Source organism: Pseudoflavonifractor sp. SW1122 (assembly GCF_012027765.1).
GTDB classification, from domain to species: Bacteria; Bacillota; Clostridia; order Oscillospirales; family Oscillospiraceae; genus Enterenecus; species Enterenecus faecium.
Window position 1 is genome coordinate 35,654 of the sequence record NZ_SJOS01000004.1, and the last position, 21,467, is coordinate 57,120.

The 21,467-nt window shown below is 57.0% G+C and carries 9 protein-coding genes and 1 pseudogene; all 10 read right to left on the bottom strand.

Annotated elements, in window-relative coordinates; all coding sequences use genetic code 11:
* The 10 genes and pseudogenes from E0L15_RS01890 to E0L15_RS01935 all read right to left on the bottom strand — a co-directional run bounded on the left by E0L15_RS01890 (window position 1) and on the right by E0L15_RS01935 (window position 21,458).
* A complete protein-coding gene (locus E0L15_RS01890; RefSeq protein ID WP_168124372.1) occupies window positions 1–3,210 on the bottom strand; it encodes a LamG-like jellyroll fold domain-containing protein in 3,210 nt (1,069 codons plus the stop codon).
* An 18-nt stretch (window positions 3,211–3,228) separates the two neighbouring features.
* Window positions 3,229–5,142: a family 43 glycosylhydrolase gene (locus E0L15_RS01895; protein WP_168124373.1), complete on the bottom strand. Its 1,914-nt coding sequence runs from the start codon at window positions 5,140–5,142 to the stop codon at window positions 3,229–3,231.
* A gap of 9 nt (window positions 5,143–5,151) precedes the next feature.
* A complete protein-coding gene (locus tag E0L15_RS01900) occupies window positions 5,152–11,547 on the bottom strand; it encodes a family 43 glycosylhydrolase (protein WP_168124374.1) in 6,396 nt (2,131 codons plus the stop codon).
* Between the two features lie 400 nt (window positions 11,548–11,947).
* The gene (locus E0L15_RS01905) at window positions 11,948–12,835 is read right to left on the bottom strand and encodes a hypothetical protein (RefSeq protein ID WP_168124375.1); all 888 of its coding nucleotides are present in this window, start codon (window positions 12,833–12,835) and stop codon (window positions 11,948–11,950) included.
* A gap of 196 nt (window positions 12,836–13,031) precedes the next feature.
* Entirely contained in the window at window positions 13,032–13,886 is an 855-nt protein-coding gene (locus E0L15_RS01910) for an undecaprenyl-diphosphate phosphatase (RefSeq protein ID WP_087229391.1), read from the bottom strand.
* A gap of 193 nt (window positions 13,887–14,079) precedes the next feature.
* Window positions 14,080–14,952, bottom strand: coding sequence for a hypothetical protein (locus E0L15_RS01915; protein WP_168124376.1), 873 nt, complete (start codon window positions 14,950–14,952; stop codon window positions 14,080–14,082).
* Between the two features lie 119 nt (window positions 14,953–15,071).
* Window positions 15,072–15,541: pseudogene (locus tag E0L15_RS01920) on the bottom strand (lysine--tRNA ligase); the annotation flags it as partial.
* A 1,197-nt stretch (window positions 15,542–16,738) separates the two neighbouring features.
* Window positions 16,739–18,544 carry an LPXTG cell wall anchor domain-containing protein gene (locus E0L15_RS01925; protein ID WP_168124377.1) on the bottom strand — a complete coding sequence of 602 codons (1,806 nt, stop codon included), beginning with the start codon at window positions 18,542–18,544 and terminating at the stop codon, window positions 16,739–16,741.
* 249 nt (window positions 18,545–18,793) lie between these two features.
* A complete protein-coding gene (locus tag E0L15_RS12205; RefSeq protein WP_206020523.1) occupies window positions 18,794–20,776 on the bottom strand; it encodes an InlB B-repeat-containing protein in 1,983 nt (660 codons plus the stop codon).
* 337 nt (window positions 20,777–21,113) lie between these two features.
* Window positions 21,114–21,458: a hypothetical protein gene (locus E0L15_RS01935; protein ID WP_087369089.1), complete on the bottom strand. Its 345-nt coding sequence runs from the start codon at window positions 21,456–21,458 to the stop codon at window positions 21,114–21,116.
* Window positions 21,459–21,467: the final 9 nt, after the last annotated feature.

Genomic DNA, 21,467 nt, shown 5'->3' on the forward strand with positions numbered 1-21,467 from the left:
TCAGTTGCGGCGGCGACGACGCACCACGGCGACAGCGCCCAGCGCCATCGCGGCAGTGGCCAGAGCGGCCACATATCCCATCAGCTGAGCGGAGTCGCCCGTCTGAGGCACGTTCTCCGGCTTCTGGGTAGCCTGGGGCTGGTCGGTGGTCTCAGGGTTCTGAGAGCACTCCGGCTGGTCCGAAGGCTGAGTCTCGCCCTCGGCGGTGAGGCCGTTCATGGCAGCGGTGAGGGCGGCCACAGCCTCATCCACGGTCTTCTGGTCGTCCTCAGACAGGGTGGCATCCGCCATCACAGCCTGGGCATTGACCAAGGCCGTGCGGAAGGTGGCCACGGACTCGGCGGTGTAGCCGGAGAGGTCCATGCCCTCAGCCTTGCCGATGAGGTCTTCCAGGATGGACTTGTCCGCCTTGAAGCGTTGGGCCAGGATGGCGTCCAACAGAGCCTCCGCCACAGGCTGGATGTCCTCGTCCATGGCATCGCCGTCGGCGGCCACATCCTTGGCAGCGGCCAGAGCGTCCACCAGCTGCTGCCAGTAAGTCTCCACATACTTGTCGGCCTCAGCCATCATGCCGTCGGCCTTGGTGATGAGCTGCTCCAGCAGGGTCTTGTCGCCCTGGGTGAGGCCCAGACCCCAGATGCCCTCCAGCAGGTTGTCCCAAGCGGCGTTCACCTGGGCCTGGTCGGCGTTCTCGTCAGCCATCACGGCCTTAGCCTCGGTCAGAGCCTTTTGGAAGGCGGCCACGGCGGAGTCGGTGACACCGTCGGTGGACAGGGTCTCGGCATAGGCGATGGTCTTCTCCAACAGAGTCTTGTCCACATCGCCGGGCTCGGGAGTGGGCTCCGGCTGACCCAGCACCTCCACAGCAGTGGAATAGGCCATCTGGAAGCCGTCATACTTGGCGGTGACGGTGGCAGTGACAATGGTCTTTCCAGAGCCCGCTACGGTCACCACGCCGTCCTGATACGTGGCCACGTCCTCATTTTCAGATGTATAGGTCACGGTGACATAGTCCTTGACGCTGTCGGGAAGGGTGAACACCTGGGCGGTCTTCCCTGCCTCCAGCTCCACCTGGGCCTCTGCCTCCTGGATGAAGGCGAAGGGGTTCACCGCCTCATCCCGGTAGTAGAGGTGGTCCAGGGTAAAGCGCAGGGTCCGGACCGCCTGGTCCACCGCTGCAAAGGTGTTCTCCACACCCTCCGCAGCCTCAACGGCCTGAGCCAGACGCTGGGCGCTCTCCAGGGTGAGCAATGTGGTGTCCACCGCACGTGCCTGCTCCAGCAGAGTGTCCAGCTGGGAACGGTCAAAGGCAGTGACGGTGAAGTCAAAGCTCACCTCATAGCGCAGCAGGCCGTTCTGGAACACTGCCGTGAGGGACACGTCGGTGTCCACCTCCGGGCTGGTCACAGTTCCGTCCGTGGCGATGACGTCGGGATTGCTGCTGGTCCAGGTCACATCCATGCCTCCGGCAGTCTGGGGCAGGGTCAGGTCATAGCGCACATTCTGGGCGCTGTCGTTGTCCCCCAGCAGCTGGGCAGCCTCAAGGGTCCCCTCCACACTCTGCTGGAACATAGCCTGGAACTCATCCATGGCCTGCTCCTGCACTTCCTCCTGGGACAGGGCGATGTTGTACACCCGGACCTCATCCACCAGGCCGTCAAACAGGGCGTCCCAGTTGTTCACGCCCAGGTAGATGTCCGCATTGGACCCAGTCAGGGGGTTGTTGCTCTGGACGGTACCCAGGCTCACGCCGTCCCGATACAGGGTGGCCTGGCCCTGGGTGCCGGTGATGGTGATCTGGTGCCAGGTGTCGGCGGGCACGGAGGTGGTGGCCAGCGTGGTCCAGCTAAATCCGCCGCCATTGCCCCAGAACTTCAGCTTGGAGGTGTTGCTCTGGCTGCCGGACAGGGCCATCCAGTTCTCCGGGTCGTGATAGCCCAGGAGGAGCAGCACCTGGTTTTCCGCCAGCGCGGAATGGTTTTTCACCCAGAAGGACACGGTGTATTCCTCCCCCATATCCTGCTGGTTGAGCTTCAGACCGTAATCGCCCAGGCGGACCGCCTGGCCGTCCCGGCCCTGCTCATAGCTCACTTCTCCGGTGTAGCTGCCCAGCTTGTACCCCAGGGCTTGGGCATCGGTGCCGCCCTCCACTCCGTTGTCCAGGGTGTTCTCAAAGTCGAAAGAGGCCACCAGGCGGTCATCCAGGGTGCCGCCCACCGTCACGTTGGTCTGGGCGGTCTTGGTGACAGAGCCCAGGGTCACGGTGGTGGTGATGACGGCGTTGCCGGAGGCCACCGCGGTAACCACGCCGTCCTGGGAAACCTGGGCCACGGTGTCATCGCTGGTCTCATAGATGACGGTGGGGACAGCTGCTGCCACCACCGGGTGCATGGAGACCTCAATGGACTGGGTGCGCCCCACCACCATGCTCAAGCTGGAGGTGGCGGTGATGCCAGTCTGGTCCAACAGGGTTTCGGTGGAGGTCTCACTGTCATAGAGACGGTAGATCTCCGCCTCACTGAGGGTGCGGTCGTACACCTTCACCTCGTCCACCAGCCCGGTAAACTCCTCGTCCCAGTTGTTGACACCCACATAGATGTCCTGGTCTGCCCCGGTGAGGGGTCCGTTGCTGGTCCCAGACCCGCACAGTTCCCCGTCCAGGTAGGCGGCCACGCCGCCGGAGGAGCCCACCAGGGTCAGCTGGTGCCAGCCCCCGCTGAGGTCGGCACTGCCCAGTGTGGTCCAGGAATAGCCGTTGCCGTTGGCCCAGAAACGGCTGTTGGTCAGGCCGTCGTGTTCTGTTCCGCCCACAGCCAGCCACTTCTCCGGGTTATGATAGCCCAGGAAGAGGACGCTCTGGTTATACACCACCGAGCCGTCCCAGTTCAGCCACAGGGACACGGTGAAGTTGTCCCCCAGGTCCTCCCGGTTCAGCTTCAAGCCGTAGTCCCCCAGCCGGAGGGCCTTGCCCTCCTTACCCGCTTCATAGACGGGGGCGCCGCTGTAGGCATTGAGCCCCGTCACGATGGCGGAGGCACCGCTGCCCCCCCTTTCATCGGCGAGGGTTTCGCCGTCAAAGGAATAGGCGGCCACCAGTCCGTCCTCCAGAGCCACGCCCTGGGCGCTGGCCTGGAGGTAACCCGGCAACGAGGTGCTGGTAAACACCATGGCCCCGGCCAACAGGGCAGAGATGAATTTATTGTGTTTCATATCCCTGTCTTCCTCCTCTCAGCGGTAGTCCTGGTCCACCACGGTGATGGTGATGGAGGCCTCATATTGCCTGCCTGCGTACTCGTAGGTGACCCGCAGCTCCTTCTTGCCTGTGGTGCTCATGTCCACCTCAGAGGCATTGGTGGCATAGGTGTCCACCGTCACATACTGGCCGTCCCCCGTCTGGAGCAGGATGCGGATGTCGTCGGTGTTCAGGGTCTCCCCCACCGTGTACATCCGGGTGGTCTTCTGCACGTCGGCAGGCTGGCTGGTGGCGGCGGTGTCCTCGGTGGAGACAAAGAAGGTGGCCTCCTCATCCCCCACGTCCTGGGCCAGCAGCAGATCGCCGTCCCGGCTGACCAGATAGTAACCGGGGTACTTCACGCTCTCAAAGCTCACGCCCTTTCCGGCAAAACCCTCCAGGGTGCGGAAGGTCATGCGCAGAGCCTCGTCCTGGGTGCCACCGGCGTCCTGGGCCAGCACCACAGGGATGGTGTCCCCGGAGCTGTCCCCGGCGGTGAGGTACAGGCCCGGCTTGTTGTTGGACTCAATGGAGACGTACTCCTCCACACTCTTGTCCGCCTTGCCGGGGTTGATTTCCCACTCCTTCTCGGTGCCGGTCTGGAAGAAGTCCACCAGAATGTCCTTGCTGCCCCGGGCGGTGAGGCTGGCGGTGCTCCAGTCGGTGATGGGGTAGAAGGAGTCGGACAGGGAGTTTTCAAAGGGCTCGTTGGCCACATAGGCCCCGGTGTAGTCGGTGATGGTGCTCACCGTGCCGGTGAGGCCTACAGCGGTCTTGGCGATGGGGTCGATGGTGCCATCGGCATTGATCTCCATTTTCTCCACACAGGCCACCCGGCGGAAGCCGCTGCCGTGGGGCAGACTGCCGTCGTGGTAGACAAAATAGGTCTGACCCTGGAAGTCAAAGACTGCCATGTGGTTGGTGTTGCCTGTGGCAGAGGGCTCCATGAGGATGCCGCCAAACTCCCACTCGTTGGTCATAATGTCATCGGTGGTGGCATAGGCCATCTGCTCCCGCCAATCGGTGGCAAAGAACATGTAGTAGGGGCCAAAATAGTTGCCGTTTTCGTCCTGCTGCCGGTAGTAGTAGGGGGCCTCGGTGTAGCTGTGGCCCTCAAACTTGTCCTGGTCGTTGAAGATCTCGATGCCGTTCATCTTGCCAATGACGATGTCATTGGGGGTGCCGTCCTCCGAGTAGTAGCCCACGGAGAGGTGGGCGGGGTCGCCGTCCCGGTCCAGGATGGAGACCATGTCCTCGTTGAGCTCACAGACGAAGAAGCGGTTGTTGCCCCAGCCCAGATACCGGTGCTCCACTCCGTTCTCATCCGTCTCCATCCAGATGGTGGGGTCGATGTCCTCCCAGGTGTGGGGGCCGTTGGGGGTGTCGATGTTGCGCACCAGGGGGTGGCCAATGTCCACAAAGGGGCCTGTGGCCTGGTCGGCCACCGCCACGCCGATGGACTTACCGCCGCCGTTGGCCCGGTCGGCCTCGGTGCAGTAGTACAGATAATACTTGCCGTCGCTGCCCTTGTCCACCTGAGAGGCCCAGGCGGACACGTCATCCGCCGCCCAAGCAATGTCAGCAGCGTTGAGGATCTCTCCCTCATAGGTCCAGTTCTCCATATCAGTGGAGGAGTAGCACCGCCAGTCCGGCATGTGATAGTACTCACCGGTGGAGGTGTCGTGGCCTACGTAGCAGTATACGGTGTCCCCGTCCACCAAAATGGAGGGGTCGCCGCCGTACAGCACGTCGCCGTTTTCATCAAAGCCCAGCATGGGATTGCCGGACACACTCTTGTCCAGGACTTTCACCTGGGGCTGGGTCTCTTGCCCTGCCACGGCGGCGTAGCCGCCCACGGCAATGCACATAAGCATTGCCGTGGCAGCCGCCACAAACCGTTTTTGTTTCATATGCTGTCTTTACCCCCGTTTCTTTGTTCCAAAGCTGACCACAAACATCAGTCCTACCAGAGCCAGCAGAGCCACTACTGCGGGCAGCACCACATTGGCCTGGTCCCCGGTCTGAACGCTTCCGCCCTCAGAGTCGGGCTTCTGGGTAGCCTGGGGCTGGTCGGTGGTCTCGGGCTTGTCCGAGGGCTGAGTCTCGCCCTGGGCGGTGAGGCCGTTCATAGCAGCGGTAAGGGCGGCCACGGCCTCGTCCACGGTCTTCTGGTCCTCCTCAGACAGGGTGGCATCCGCCATCACAGCCTGGGCAGTGACCAAGGCCGTGCGGAAGGTGGCCACAGACTCGGCGGTGTATCCGGTCAGGTCCATGCCCTCGGCCTGGCCGATGAGGCCTTCCAGGATGGACTTGTCCGCCTTGAAGCGTTGGGCCAGGATGGCGTCCAACAGAGCCTCCGCCACAGGCTGGATGTCCTCGTCCATGGCATCGCCGTCAGCGGCCACATCCTTGGCAGCGGCCAGAGCGTCCACCAGCTGCTGCCAGTAAGCCTCCACATACTTGTCGGCCTCAGCCATCATGCCGTCGGCCTTGGTGATGAGCTGCTCCAGCAGGGTCTTGTCGCCCTGGACAAGGCCCAGACCCCAGATACCTTCCAGCAGGTTGTCCCAAGCGGTGTTCACCTGCTCCTGGGTGGCATCGGTGTCGGCCATCACGGCCTTTGCCTCAGCCAGCGCCTTCTGGAAGACAGCCACGGCGGAGTCGGTGACCCCGGTGGTGTCCAGCTTCTCTGCATAGGCAATGGTCTTCTCCAGCAGGGTCTTGTCCACATTGCTGGGCTGCTCCACCTCTGTCACAGTGACGACAAAGGTATCGGTGACGGTGATGGTGTCCTCGGTGTAGCTGACGGTGATGGTTTGTGCACCCACCTGGTCCTTGTCATATCCGGTGACGCTGGCCTGGGCAGTGACATCCTGATTGGTGCCGTCGCTGTACACGGCGGTAACGGTCATACCGGTGAGGTCCAACTCCTCGCCCTGGGTGTACTCGGTCTTGTTGGGGGCGGTGACCTGGATGGACTCCAGCACCACGTCCTCCTGATAGGTCAGGTTGTCCATGACCTCTTGCAGGGCCTGGGCAGCGGCGTCCGCCTCGTGGGTGGTCTGAACGGTGGTCAGAGCCTCCTCCGCGGCGGCAATGGCCTGAGCCAGAGCCTGGGCGCTGTCCTGGGACAGGGCGTCCATGTCGATGCTCTTGGCGGCCTCAAGGGTCTGCTCCAGCAGGTAGGTGCTCACATAGTCCTCAGAGCCGTAGGCGCGCTGCAGAGCGTCATACTCCTTGGCGGTGAGGGGCATCACGTAGCCGTGGCGGTACTTGCTGGGCATGGAGTACTGGCTGTCGTCCAGCATGGTGAACTCCCCGGAGGACAAATCAGTGGTAATCAGAGGATAGTAGCCCTGGCCTCTGGCGAAGCGGTCCACCATCAGGCACCACTGGTCCTCACCCTCTGCATTCTTCTCATTGAGCTTGAAGATGATAGGACCTTCCACAGCTCCCTGAGCGGCGGGCAGATTGCTGCTCAAGTCCACAGACTCAATGGGAGTGAAGGTGCCCAGCACAGAGTCGGCCACGTCAATCTCGATGATGCCCCGGCTCTCGTTCTTGGTGTAGCGGTAGTACTTGCCATCGCTCTCGATCATGGTGGAGTCGATGACCTTGATGCGCTTGCCGTTGGCATCGGTGCCACCGGCGTGGTAGAGCACGGGATCGGTGAAGGTGCGGAAATCACGGGTCTTGCTGTAGTAGATGGCGTGATTCTCATACTCCTGGGCGATGTTGCCCTCCTCGTCCAGCTCAATGGAGGTGGCGGACCAGTACACCACATACTCACCGGTAGTATCATCGTAGATGAACTCCGGGGCCCAGGTGCATCCGGCGTTCTCGGGGGCGATCTCGGCAATCCAAGGCTCGCTCCAGTTCACCAGGTCGGTGGACTCCCACACCACAATGCCGTGGCTGCCGCTGCCGCCAGCGCCGGGCCAGTTGCCGCCGTTGTGGTAGATGCTCAGGTCGGTGGCGATCATGTAGTACTTGTCGCCCTCGGGCGCGCGGGCGATGAAGTGGTCCCGCAGGCCGCTCTCACCGATGTTGCTGGTGAGCACCGCCTGGTTGTTGTTCAGGTCGGTCCAGTTCAGGCCGTCCTCGCTGATGGAGAAGTAGGTCTGCTCGTGGGAGGCAGCGGCCTCGTTGCCAGTGAAGTGGACAAACAGGTAGCCCACATAGTCGTCCTCGGTGACGGCTTCCGCCTTGGCCTTGACCACCACGTCATAGGTCTTGGTCACGGAAGTCTGGCCCTCCTTGGAGAACACAGCGGTGAGGGTGACGGTCTGGTCCTTCTCCCCGCGGGTGACCACACCAGCGGGGGTGGCGTCGTAGTTCTCGTTTTCCACCACAGCGGTGCTGATGACGTCCTCGTTGGAGGAAGTCCAGGTGATGCTCACGCCGTCCTGCTCCTGGGGCAGGGTGATGTTGCCCCGGATGTCGTCGGCGTTGGGGATGGTAAAGGTCTCGGCCACCCGCTGCACGTCCTCCAGCATGGCCAGACGGTCCGCCTCGTCCTGCTCATAAGAGGTCTTGACCTCCCACTCAGACATGGCATAGTCGAATACCTTCACGTTGTCGAAGTAGCCACGGAAGTACAGGTCCTCCCCATAGAAGGACTTGCCCAGATAGGCCTTCAGGTTGTCGCCCAGATCGGAGATGCTGATGCCGGTGTTCTGCTTCTCTGCCACCAGCTCACCGTCCCGGTAGATGCTGATGCTGTCTCGGGTCACCACCAGCTTGAGGTTGATCCAAGTGCGGCTGTTGTCGGGATAGGCGCCGCTCCAGGAGGCAATCTGCTCGGTGCTATAGCTACCAGTGGTGATAGCCAGCTTCAGGTTGGTGGGCATGGTCTTCAGGAACAGGTACTTCTGGTTGTCCTGACCAATGGTAAAGGTGAAGAAGTTGCCCCAGCGGGTCACTTCCTTGACGTCCATGGAGATGGTGACGCTGTCCATGCCGTCGAAGAAGCCCTCGGGGAAGGCCAGATAGCTGTCATTGCCGCCCCAGCCGTCGCTGCTGTCGCCGTCCAAGTAGAGCACCTGGCCGTAGTCGGGGTCCTGGGCGTACACAGCGCCGCCCTCCAGGTTGGCATCGTTGTCGCCCACGCTGTCCTTGGCGGTCTCGCCGTTGCAATCCTCGTCAAAGCTGTACTCCAGCACGGGCTGGGCCTCCTGGGCCTCGCCGGCCACCTTCAGGGTCACGGTGATCTCAGAGCCGCCCTTCACAAACTCCTCATCGGACATGTTCAGCACAGGCACGCCCTCGGAATCAAAGAACACGGGCTTGACGTAGGCGTGGCGGCAGGCGTCGTACAGGGGGTCGCCGCTGTGGTTGGCGTGCTCGGCGGCGTTGCGGGCGTGGTAGACGATGACGGGGTTGCCGTCCTCATCCACGGTAAAGGAGTTGTGGCCAGGGCCGCACAGCTCGTCGTTGAAGTCGCCGCTGGTCATGATGGGATAGGGGGTCTTGGTCCAGGAGTCGGGGTTCAGCAGATCGCTGGAGGCATCGGCGGTGAGCAGGCCGATGCAGTACTCCGCACCGGTGCCAGAGGCGGAGAAGGCCATGTACACCGTGCCATTGTTCTGGAGCACCGAGGGGCCCTCATTGACGGTGTAGCGCTGGAGCTCCCAGTAGTACTCCGGCACCGAGATAACCGAGCAGTTGCTGGTCAGCTGGGTGGGGTTGGCGGGGTCCACGCTGGCAATGTAGATGCTGGACACGCCGTTGGGGTTGTCCGCATTGCGGGTAAAGTCGGCCCAGGCGTAGTAGGCTTTGTCCCCCACCTCAAAGTAGGTCATGTCCAGAGACATGGCGTTGAGGGCGGTGGTATCCCCGGCCTTGAGGTTGATGCGCTGCGGCTCGCCCCAGCTGTCGGGGTTGGTGATGTCATCGGCGTTGTTGCACTTGAGCAGGAAGGGGCGCAGATCGAAGCTGTACCCGCTCTCCACCCGGGCGGCGGTGCTCAGGAAGTACCAGGAGTCGCCGATCTTGTGCAGCTCAGGGGCCCAGATGAACTGGCCGAACCCGTTGCTCTCGCTCTCGTCCCAGATCACATACTCCTGGGTGTCGGCCAGACCCTCGATGGTGTCCGCCACACGGATGACCAGGCGGTCATAGCCGTCCGCCCCGTCCTTGCCGTTGACGGGATAGGAGGCGGTGAAGTAGTACAGGTCCCGCTCCTCGTCGTAGGTGATGCTGGGGTCTGCCCGCTCCTCAATGAGGGGGTCCTGGGCGTCGGTGTAGTAGGCACTGCCGCCGATGGTGCCCCGGATGGTGTACTCCACGCCGGGACGGCTGGTGTCCACCTTGTCCAGGTCGGAGGTGTTCCAGCGCACATCGTAGGTGCGCTCTTCCCCGTTGGAGTACTGAGCGATCAGCTCACCCACAGCCTCATCCAGAGCCTGCTGGGCATCGCCGTTCTCCTCCACGGTCACCTCCTGGGTCACCGGGGTGATGGAGGTGTTGTAGGGGTTGGAGTACTTGGCAGTGAGCTTGTCATACTCCGCCTGGGTCAGGGGGATAGAGGTGGCCCACACAGCGTCAGAGGGCACACCAGACAGGCTGGAGAAGGTATAATTTGTACTATCCGCCTTTTCAAACACAGACAAATCCTTGGAGGTGTACTGGTACACGGTCCCAGCCTTATCCTCTACATACAAAAGGTATTCCTCTGCGGTCAAATCGTACACGCACGCCAGCTTGGCGATGCTGGACACGCCGGGCAGGGACACCGTGCGCTCGTTGGTGTAGTCGATGAGGTCGTCCGAGTCGTACACCAGGATGGTGGAGTTGTTGCCGCCATCCCCGGCGATCATGGCAAAGCGGTCTCCATCTGCCTTGCGCAGCAGCACGGGAGACACATAGGCCTTGGCCCCCAGGGTGGTGTATAGGATGGGCTGGTCCTTGTGCAGAGCGGTAAAGGTGCCGTCTGCCTCCTCCTGAGCAACCTTCATGCCGCCGGTCTGGCCACGCAGGCCATCGGTGGACAGATCGGGGTCATTGCTCACATAGGAGGCAATGTCCGCGCCCTGCTCCAGCACCACCAGCTTGACGTCCTTGGTCACATCGTCGGCCCCATCCAGGCTCAGGGTGGCGGTGAGGGTCACAGCGGCGTTGCCGTTCTGGGGGCGGGTCACTTTACCCTCAGACGTGACAAACTCCTCATCGCTGGAGGTCCAGGTGATGGAGGCAGCCCCGATGGAGTCGGGCAGCTCCAGGTCTCCGGCAATATAGCCAGCGCCCAGAGTCAGCTGGTCCCGATAAATGGCCAGATCGCCATTGGGGTCCTGCTTGGGCACCGTCACGGTAAACTCCTTGGTGTCAGACACCTGACCCAGGGAGATGGTGGCGGTGAGGGTCACCTGGGTGTCTTCCTCCGGGCGCACTACGGTGCCATCGGTGGCGATGACAGCGGGATTGCTGGAGGCCCAGGAGATGGTGGTGTAGCCACTGCTGCCCACGGTGGGCAGGGTCAGGTCCATGCTGGCCATGTCAGCCACGGTCAGAGCGGCCTTGTCCCCCGCCACAATGGCAGCGGCCTCGGTCTCGTCGGACAGGTACTCGGTGCGTACCTCGTCCTCGCTGAGAGCCTTGGAATAGACCTTGAAGTCATCCATCTTGAAGTCCCCAGAGTTCCAGTAGTGGGGGCTGGCTGTGCCCAGATAGATAAACTGGGTGGTGGAGACGAAGTCCAGCATGTAGTCGGTGCCCTTCCCCGGGTTGACGCCCTGGGTGGAGGGAGTCAGCTCCTTAACCAGGGCCCCATCCTTATACATGCGAATCTGCTGGTTGTCCATCACCACGGTGACATGCTCCCAGCCGCCGTCCTTGGTGACGGTACCGCCAAACTCCTTCATGTCCTGATAGGTGGCGGCGCCGGGATTGTCGTTGAAGTAGATGCTGCCGTTACTGGACATGCCATAGAATCCATCGGCGTTGCCTGTGCCGGAAGAGAAGCTCCAAATGCCCAGCCAGGTGTCCACGGCGTTGGCGTCAATCCATGCGCTCACCGTGAACCCCCCGGACAAATCTTCGCCGTACAGCGGGTTGTCGGTCTTGACCCAGCTCTTCCCGCTGCCCGACTTCATCACCTCGCCCCGGGTATCATCGGTGACAAGGGTGGGCTGGCTGGAGCCTTCTCCAGTACCCACGGTGCCGGGATGGACGGAATCTTGCCAGTTACCATTGAACTGGTAATTGGCCACCAGGCTGTCCTCTGGCGAAGCCGCTTTGGCCTGCACCATGCCAGGAACTGCCACGTAGCTGGACAACATACCTGCCGCCAGCAACATTGAAAGAACTTGCTTTTTCATATGCCCCTCCTATGTGATAAGATTGATTTCATCATACAACTTCCTAAATTTGTAGTCAACGAAAAATGCACATTTTTTACAGATTTGTGAGGAGCCAACAATACAATTTTGTAGATTTCACTCAATTTCCGGTACATCACATGTTATGTCCCTTTGATTGTTTCCAAAAAGAAATATAATCCAGCCCTCTGGATACCCACAGGCAACTTTGCTCAATTGGTTTTATTATACAATTTTATATTTTCCCTAAAAATATTCTCTCTTTTCTCCTCCTTCCGCCCTATCGGTTTCTATCGTGCAGGAAATATTACCACTACAAAACATGAAGATAGCAAAAGTCCGGCGCAGAACGTCGCGTTCTGCACCGGACTTCTCATCAGGATAGAAGTAGCTGGGGTTCTCACCATAGAAAGGCAATGGCATAGAGCGCCGACACGCCAAATAGAGACAACATGGCCAGCACCACCAGGGCCACTGCCCCGCCCAACATCTGCCGAATCAGCCCCTGGCCCTGATGGGCTGCCAGAGGGGCAAATACCGTCAGGTAGCCGCCCCACAGCATCAGGCAGGCGATTCCAGCGGGATACCATGCTTGGCGCAACACCAGCTTTGCAAACTCCAGCATGGGTGGCCGCTGGGCCAAGCTCTCCACCAGCCATCGCTCCCAGGCTACGGGCGGGGCGTGCAGGATAAACTGCTGCACCGTTTCCGGCAGACGAAGCCACAAATTCTCGTCCATCCGGGCCAGCAGAGACACCGCTCCGCTCTTGTACAGCACCACCGCCATCAGCCCCAGGCCCAACAGCATTCGTGCTATGCACAGCACCGTGGCCCACAGAGGATGCCCGTCCTTCTCCTCTTTTTTCTTTTTAGACCTTCTGAATTTGAAGGACGGAAGGGAGATGGACCGGGACGGTGCACTCCGCCGCTGCTTGGTGCGCTGCTGTGGGGCGGGCGCGCTGGGACCGGGACGGCGGCGCTCCACCACCCGCCAGTTGACGCGGCACACCCACTCTGCGGCAGCCCGCTGAGGCGTGCACGCGGGGGCCAGGAGGTCCGCCGCTGCACGGATAGCAGCGTCCTTCTCCCTGCCCTGTTCCACATGGTCCAGATATGTTGCATAGAGGCCAGCTCTGGCAAAGGCCTCCAACATCGCTCCATAGGGGGCCAGGGCCGGATTGGCCCGGGCCAGCTGGCCAATCTGGGGGTCGCCCAGCACTTTGGTGCCGTAGCGACGTACCAACTCCCGCAGCGCTTGCTGGGCCTCGCCCTGCCCATTGCGCTGCATGTGACTCTCTCTTGACTCCTCTCTGGGTTGTAGCCCATGATTTGGATTCAATTCTAATTTCACCACTTTCGCCTTCTTGGGCGGCGTCTCTCACACTGCCTCTGGAATTGGCCCTTATCATACCACAGTTCCAGAAATAAAGTCAAATGACAAGAGACGGTTCCTCCCATGGGAGAAACCGTCTCTCTTGTACCAATCAGTGGGCCAGAAGCGCCTGCACGCCGAAGAACAGCAGCACCAGCGCGCCCAGCACAATGCGATACCAGCCAAAAATCTTGAAGTCGTGTTTTTTCACAAAGTTCATGAGGAATCGGATGCACACCACCGACACCACAAAGGACACCACAAAGCCCACAGCCAGAATGGCGGCCTCTTCCCCGGTGAAGACGGGCTCTCCTGCCATCAGCTTCTCGGCAAAGAACTTGCCCAGCTTCAGAATGCTCACGCCCACCATGGTGGGGATGGCCAGGAAGAAGGAGAATTCAGCGGCGGCGGGTCGGGCGCAGCCAATGAGAATGGCGCCCAGAATGGTGGCTCCAGAACGGGAGGTACCGGGGATGATGGACAGGGTCTGGAACAGGCCGATAAGTAAAGCGGTCTTCCAGGTGATGTCTCCGGTACTGCGAACAGAGGGGGTCCGGTGCAGGTTCTCCACATAGAGGAACCCAAGGCCATAGATGATCAGAGCAGCGGCCACCACCCAGGGGGTCATGAGGTGCTCATCCATCCAGTCGTTCAAGGGCAGGCCCACCACCGCAGAGGGGATACAGGCCAGCACCACCTTGCCCCACAGGTTCCAAGTGTCCCGTTTCTGGCGGACAGACTTGCGGGGAGAAAATGGATTGAGCCGGTGGAAAAACAGCAGCAGTACCGCCAGAATAGCGCCCAGTTGAATTACATAGCGGTACATATCCATAAATTCCGTGGTGACGTTGAGCTTGATGAACTCATCCACCAAAATGAGGTGTCCCGTAGAGCTGATGGGCAACCACTCCGTGATGCCCTCCACCACGCCTAGGAACAGAGACTTCAACAGTTCCAATACTAGCATAGAAAAACTCCCTTGTATGTCAGATTTCCAACACGTTCGCCGTGTTTTGGTGCACAGGTATCATGGGGACACATCCCCTCAACGTTCCTGCACAACGGCTGAGCCTATCTTTGACATCATACCATTTGGCGCGCCATTAATCCAGTGTAAATCGAAAACTTAAGAAATTTCTTAGGCTGGTCCTTTGGTTTCTTTATCTGTGGCCCAACCACGCTGGCAGCCATCTCATGAAGAAATACATAGCAACGGTCGCAAGCACAGAAAAAGCAATTATACCGAGAAGAATGCGCCCAAGGATTCCTAAGGTACGCAGAATGCTGTGAAGCACCGTCTGCTTTTGACCAGGCTTGGGCGTGTATGCGGGGATGCTCTTCCCCTGGATGTCGTACTTCTTCACATAGTAGGCCTTCCACAGATTGCTTCCTGCCAGACCTAATACCATGCCAATCAAAAGCGAACACCAAACCAGGAAATTGACTACAAACACCTGGCTGACATGGGAAAAGAACGTCTTAGCAAAACTCATCCCCAAGATACCAGCCAGTCCTCCAATCCCGAAAATGGCCGTTGCAGGACCTCTACGCACATCCTTTCTCTGTGTTTTCTTCTGCTTCTCCTGTTCCTTCTTTCGCTCTTGTGCTGCATAAAAGCGTCCGCTTTGGATGCGCCACCATACGGTACCGAAGTCCAGAATATTGACAAGCAACCACACACCTATGACAAGCAGATAGTACCAGTCCCCATACATTTGTGAAATCTCCAAAAACGACAAGGACATTAGCAAAAACATCAGTCTGGTAAATAGTCCGCTTCCACCGATATTTAAAAATTTCTGATAATAGGTAAATTCTCGATACTTCTGTTTGAGTGCCGCCGTCAGGATGCAATGGGCTAAAAACAGAGCGAACAAAATGGATGGTAGTACAAATCTATGGGCCATTGCGGCTAGGCCTAAAATGATGCATGAAAATATCCCATAGAGTCCCGAAAGTATACTTAACAAATCTAAGTCAATCGCATTTGTGTCACTCCACCTGACGTATGCCTCTGCATATTCTCTCTTCAAACATCATCCCTCCGCTCTACACGTGCATCTATCATACACCGTTCTCCATACACAGGCAAGAGCCCCGTGAACCAGATCGTTCACGGGGCTCTCTAACATCTCAAATTCGGTTGGGATGCTTAGTACAGCTTGGCGCCGGCGGGGATGTGGTCATCCACCATCAGCAGATGCAGCTTCTCCACGCCCTCCTCGTGGTGGACAGCGGAAATCAGCATGCCGCAGGAATCGATGCCCATCATAGGACGGGGAGGCAGGTTGGTGATGGCGATGCAGGTCTTGCCCCCAGCTCCTCGGGCTCATAATACTCATGGATTCCACTCAGAATCACACGGTCGGTTCCGGTTCCGTCATCCAGAGTGAACTTCAGCAGCTTCTTGGACTTCTTCACGGCCTCGCAGGAGAGCACCTTCACGGCACGGAAATCAGACTTGGAGAAGGTCTCAAAGTCCACGAAATCGGCGAACAGAGGCTCGATCTCCACCTTGGAGAAGTCGATCTTCTCCTCCACCTTCTCAGCGGCAGCAGGAGCGGCCACAGCGGCGCTCTCGGACTTCTTGGGCATATCCAGAGGCTTCATGGTGGGGAAAAGTTTTCCCAACAATTCGTACATCGTCATATTCATTCAAATCCTTTGTTTTGCTTACTTTCCCGAACTTCATAGGAATGCCAAACTGTGTCAGCCATTCTCTCACCGTATGCGTCTCAGTTTTGCCGCAGCGGATAGGATGAGTAAACAGAAACTCGATATCCTTGACATTCATATCCTTGGAATTCTTCACCGAGGTGTCAATGCAGATGGTTCTGCCGATCGGGTACATAGCGCAAACCACGGGCTTGCACTCATGTACAACGCACTTATTATTTTCGAGCAACGGGCAATGGCCGGCTGCATCATGGGGAACGATACGAACAATGGGCATATGCGAAGTGTCTCCGAGATAAGAGTCACAGTATTTCTTAATGAAATCGTAAGAGTTGTTTGCTTTTCTCAGGGAACACGCTTTTGAAGACTTCCATATATCTCTTATAACCCGCTTCTTTAATAGGGGCCAAAAAAGACGTCTCACTCCAGCATATCAGTTCCTCTTCCGGCACGTTATACGTATCCGGAATGAACTTGACTCCGTCATAGTGTGGACAATGTGGTTTTAACACTTTCTCCATTTCGGCTTATGTTTAACTTATTTGTATCGCACTTTCCAGAGCAAAGAAGGGTTAATAAGCATCAAAAAATAGTCGAATTAATTTTGTCCCAAATTTTATGTTATTTTTGGGACATTTGATTTTTGCATAAAAAAGAGTGCTTTCTCCTTTCGGTAAATTACTCCTTGATTGAAAAGAGTGCTTTAATCATTTTTGCAACTTCATCTGGAGCCGGATTTGTATTGTCAAGTTTCATATAGTTCTCAAACGGCAGTTCTTCGCCGTCATAGGAATTAAGGCGATACTTTTCGCTCGTTGCCCTCATTTCAGATTCGCTCCAATTGAGATCACGCTTCCGTTTGCTTTTTTATCCCCGGCATTTTATCCCCCTGCGGGGATAGGACAACCGCCCGGTATGTTTATCCCCGTTCATAATTGTTGATATAGGGATTATACCGTCTAATTTTGTAGATTTTTCCGAGATTTTCCGTAGAATTTTCGTAGTCGGTCGCAAGTTTAGACAAGAACAAACAACAAAATGCTGTATAATGTCAAATTTTACCGCCCTTTGAATACTGCACCGTAAGAAAAGACTTTATGGCTCAAAAACAGCCGCCATCTGTCTGATGGCGGCTGTAAAATGTTAGATATTCTGTTCCTTTTTCTTTCTGCTGTAAAGCGTCATGCCATAGACGCCGGCTCCGGATGCAGCCAGAAGACCAATCCACAGCATCATGTTGCTGCCGTCCCCGGTCTGCGGAATCGTTGTATCGGAAGACTGATCGCCCGCGCCGGTCTGCTCTCCGTCCTGAACCGTACTGGTTGAAAACGGCGTGTTGGAGCCAAGGATAGCATACTGGCTCAGATGGGTAGTCTCAAACACCAGGAAGTCACCTTCCACCACTGCATCAAAGCGTTCCAGCGGGTCACCCAGATATACCGCCTGATAGTATTTGTAGCCCTTCAGGTGGTCGTTCATCGGGATTTTGACCGTCATGGGGTTATCCTTGATTTCCAGAGCTTTACCGTCTTTTCTAACGCTGATCTCGTAAATGGACAGCAGGCCCGGCAGCTCCTCTTTCAGTTCCGGACGGCTTCCCAGCACGCTTTCCTGTGCAATGGTGTCGGCATAAAGCTCTGCACCCTCTGGTACGCCGTCGGTCAGGGAGATGGAAACGCCGGTATCGGAATAGGTCAGATCCTTAATTTTTCCTTCATCACCGGGCGTCGGAGTCGGCTCTACCGGGTCTTTAACGGGCACTGCCTTGATTACATCGTTGGTGCAGTAGTAGCTATACATGCCGGTCTTTACCACGTTGGTGGTATAGCCTGCCGGAATATCTTCTTCGGTCGCACCGCTGACGCCTTCTCCAGCCACAGGCACTACAATTTTTGTCAGGATTGTCTGACCCCAATCCTCCGCAGTTACGTCATCAACGGCGGTCTGATAGACCAACCACTGGGATTGATTCGGGTCTACTCCCCAATAAAACCTCTGCCCGTCCTTGATCAGCACTGTCATAGAGCTGATATCGCCTATTTTGGCGCTGATGGTTTCCCCTGAGTCGGTATATCCCTCAGGCAGAGCGTCCTTTTCAAGTCCGTCAACGGTAGCAATTTGAACGGCAAGATATTCTTTTTGGCTAGGAAGTCCTTCCACCTTCACCAGCTCGTGGATATAGCCCACAGGCTTGCCGTTTGTTAAATCGCTGTCGGTGTAGATTGTTCCGTAACTAACGCCGTATTTCTTTCCGTCCTCGCCCTTGGTGAGAACCTTCCAGTCTTGAGCAACATAATGACTTTCATATATGACATTTTCCCATTCGGTGGTCTCCCCCTCGATGCCGGAATTGGCGGTCAGGGCAAGCTCTGTTTCCAGATTACCTGTGAAGGGAAGGGTTGAGGATGTTGTCGATACAAAGGCCGCAGAATAAGTGTTTTCACCTGCGCTCTTATACGCTGTCACAGAAGCGTTTGAGCCGACCTTGAGCAGACCCTGTGTTCCCTCGGCCATAAAGCGGATCGCCGCAGTCTGAGACGTTTTGTTTTCATTGATGGTCAGGGAGCCGTCTCCGGTAATTTCCAGATTGCCGCCCCAGCCGAAGCCCCATACAACCAGTTCGGCGATATGATTGTCACCCACCAGATGAAGCTTCAAATCGTCGCCCATCTCGTTGGTGGCAAGGGTCATTTCCGGGTGGTTGTAGTTTGTCAGGGTGATGGTGTTGGTAGCCTTGTCATAGACAGCGCCCTCCACCGTGTCAGCCTCGCCGCCGTTGCTATAAAGTACATAGCCATCGGGTTCTTCTACACTGCTATCATACAGCTGCACCCATGCGGCGCTCATGTCCCCGGACGAGGGGCCGTTCTCCGCAAACGCCGGCACAGCCATTCCAACAGCCATACAAAGCGTCAGCAGTCCTGCAAGCAGTTTTCGCTTCAATTTCATAACTGATTTTTCTCCTTTCAAGATAACATTTATGTGAATACACGGGTTTGATCATTCTTTTTGGTGTGTCACCCCCCCTTTTTTCTCGGTGTTCTATGCCATCCGTTCCCCGGTGCGTTGGTGCATACCAAAGGATAAAGAAGGGATATCCCTTCTTGAAAAGGATACCGGCTGCGCCGGGGCGGGCTGTGGATTTTGCACGAAGCCCGCCCGCAGGCGCTTTTGCCGGTTTTGTTTTATCTTTAAGCCTTATTTCCCGGCCGCTGTTTTTTCCCGTTTGTAGAACAGCATCCCCAGCAATCCGCCGCAGGAGGCCAGCATCAGGCTGATCCACAGCATCATGTTGCTGCTGTCCCCGGTCTGGGGAACTTCCGTTACTGTGTCTGTTTTGTCCGGCTGTTCGGGTTTGGCTGGGTCGGTTGGGTCAGCCGGGTCAGCGGGGTCTGTCGGGGTGGTCGGGTCAGTCGGCCCAGCCGGATCGGTGGGATCTGTTGGAGTAGTGGGGTCAGTTGGGTCGGTGGGGTTAGAACCAAGGATTGCGTACTGGCTCAAATGGTCGGTTTCAAACACGAGGAAGTCTCCTTCCACCACCGCGTCAAAGCGTTCCAATGGGTCGCCCAGATACACCGCCTGATAGTATTTGTAGCCTTTCAGGTGGTCGTTCAGCGGGATTTTCACCGTCATGGGATTGTCCTTGATTTCAAGGGTTTCCCCATTCTGGCGGACGCTGATGTCGTAAATGGACAGCAGGCCCGGCAGCTCCTCTTTCAGTTCCGGACGGCTTCCCAGTACGCTTTCCTGCGCGATAGTATCAGCGGAAAGGGTCGCGTCCTCCGGCACACCGTCGGTCAGGGAGATGGAAACGTTGGTGTCGGAGTCGGTCAGCTCGGTAACATTTTTCTCCCACACAGCATAAAGCTGTATGTCATAGATACTGGTGGAAGCGGGGTTTTCACCGTATTGTAAGCTGCGGTAATAGCTTTCCCAATCGGCAAACCAGTTAGAATTTGCGGTGTTTGCAATTATGCTGTTACGTTCGCCAGACGGCGAGAAAGACCAGCCCGCAAAGGTATAACCCTCACGCACAGGAGCTACTGTGCTGACATCGAAGAACTTGCTGTCTTCTGTGCCTGTCTCGTCAATTTCACGGACAGCTTTTTCCCCGTCCTTCAATGCTCCGCCGTTGGGATTGAAAGTAACCGTACAGCCGCTTGTAAAGATTGGCGCCAAGTTTTTGTCCCCTGCCCCGTTTTTTAAACCGTTTTCAAAATCAAAGGTTATAAAGGTTTTACCGTCTTTTACCGTTATTGTTTCACCAAAACCAATAATTATATCATACCCTGATTCTCTCCAGTTTTTAAAATGATAGCCGGGCCGAACAGGATTTGGCAGAACAATCTGCTGCTCTTCCCGCTGGATATAATAGCGGTCAGGCAAATCCGCCAATTCTTCCTCGGTAAAATAGTTTTCCACGCCTTCATAGTTTATATTGTAATAAGGCTCATAAAAGGTAACATAGAACTCAGAGAAACCTCCGCCATACATCGATCGTACAGCCCCATGACCGACGTGTCCGCAGCCTTCTGTGCCCACTTCCTCGCCTTCGGGTTTTTTACCGCCGGCATAACAAGCGTCTAAACGCATGGGTAAACCAGTATTGTTAACATATCCTGCATTGAAAGTATGCCCCGGAAGTTCGCGTGCCGCTTCCAAAGCGGACTGTAAATTACTATATTCTTCTTCCCCATAGGCTGATGGGTCGATCTCTAATAACTTATTTTCATAGGCAATCTTTATCGCATTGTCATAATATTTTGTTATGGGTTCCAGCTTTGACAAATCCGGCGTGCTGGTTGTTAAATAGCCATCACTTACATACCTCGGTTCATGAGCACTGTAATTAGGACTATTAACATATCCCAAATACAGGTCTGCATTCATGAATTGAACCGTAGTTACATACTTCCAATACTGATAGTCCGCCGTGATACACGCGCAATTGCCCTTGTGAATATCAATGTTGGGCTGTGCGGTGAAACTCTCGCCGGGCATAACCAGTATATCCATGTTGGTACTAGGCGTATCCTCATTCAAAACGTGGTCTACGTGTGTGTATTGCGGTCCCTCCGCGCCCGGCTCCTGTTCAGCAGGCGTAGTGGCTGCGGCTGCCGGTACGGCCATTCCCGCCGCCATGCAAAGCGTCAGCAAACCTGCAAGTATTTTTCGCTTCATGATTGTTTCCTCCTTGTCAAATAAGATTGTTTATCCTTTGGTGTAAGCAAAGGATAGAAGGGGCGCCCCTTCTAAAAATTTTTCCTGCCGGCTGCCTGGGACAGGTTTTGCATGAAGCCCCGCCTGCAGGCGCTTTTGCCGGTTTTGTTTTATCTCTCAGCCTTATTCCTCGACCACCACCTTTTTCCGCCTGCAGTCCAGTATTCCCAGTACGCCGCAGGAGACCAGCAGAACGATATAGACGGCGTTTTGCCCTTTATCGCACTGGAGCGCTCTGCGGGAGAGCGGCGCCCTGCATTTCGGACAGAATTTCACGCTTGGGGCCGGCCGCTGTTCCTTACACAGCATAATGCCGATCCTGCACGAAACAGCGGCGGTTGATCATCAGCTCGTTCTCAAGGTACTGGGCAACCTTATCGGCTACGGCGGTCACCGCCCGTTCCTCTCCCTGGGCCGACAGGCCGGGACAGGGTTCACGCATGGAAACCGTCAGTCCGGTCCCCACATCCTGTATCTCTGTCGAAAGGCTGAAGGTGCTGACGTTCCCGTAAACCGAAAGCCGGGCGACCACCGCGCCGCTTTCATTCTTCCAGTATTCCGCCCCCTCCGCGTCCAGCACATCGTAAACAGCCATCTGCACATACCGCCGGACATAGGGAAGGAGCCTTTTCACCTGACGCATTCCGTTTCC

Coding starts and splice junctions, on each gene's coding strand:
- E0L15_RS01890 (WP_168124372.1), bottom strand. CDS start 3,210: ATGAAACACAATAAATTCATCTCTGCCCTGTTGGCCGGGGCCATGGTG.
- E0L15_RS01895 (WP_168124373.1), bottom strand. CDS start 5,142: ATGAAACAAAAACGGTTTGTGGCGGCTGCCACGGCAATGCTTATGTGC.
- E0L15_RS01900 (WP_168124374.1), bottom strand. CDS start 11,547: ATGAAAAAGCAAGTTCTTTCAATGTTGCTGGCGGCAGGTATGTTGTCC.
- E0L15_RS01905 (WP_168124375.1), bottom strand. CDS start 12,835: ATGCAGCGCAATGGGCAGGGCGAGGCCCAGCAAGCGCTGCGGGAGTTG.
- E0L15_RS01910 (WP_087229391.1), bottom strand. CDS start 13,886: ATGCTAGTATTGGAACTGTTGAAGTCTCTGTTCCTAGGCGTGGTGGAG.
- E0L15_RS01925 (WP_168124377.1), bottom strand. CDS start 18,544: ATGAAATTGAAGCGAAAACTGCTTGCAGGACTGCTGACGCTTTGTATG.
- E0L15_RS12205 (WP_206020523.1), bottom strand. CDS start 20,776: ATGAAGCGAAAAATACTTGCAGGTTTGCTGACGCTTTGCATGGCGGCG.
- E0L15_RS01935 (WP_087369089.1), bottom strand. CDS start 21,458: ATGCGTCAGGTGAAAAGGCTCCTTCCCTATGTCCGGCGGTATGTGCAG.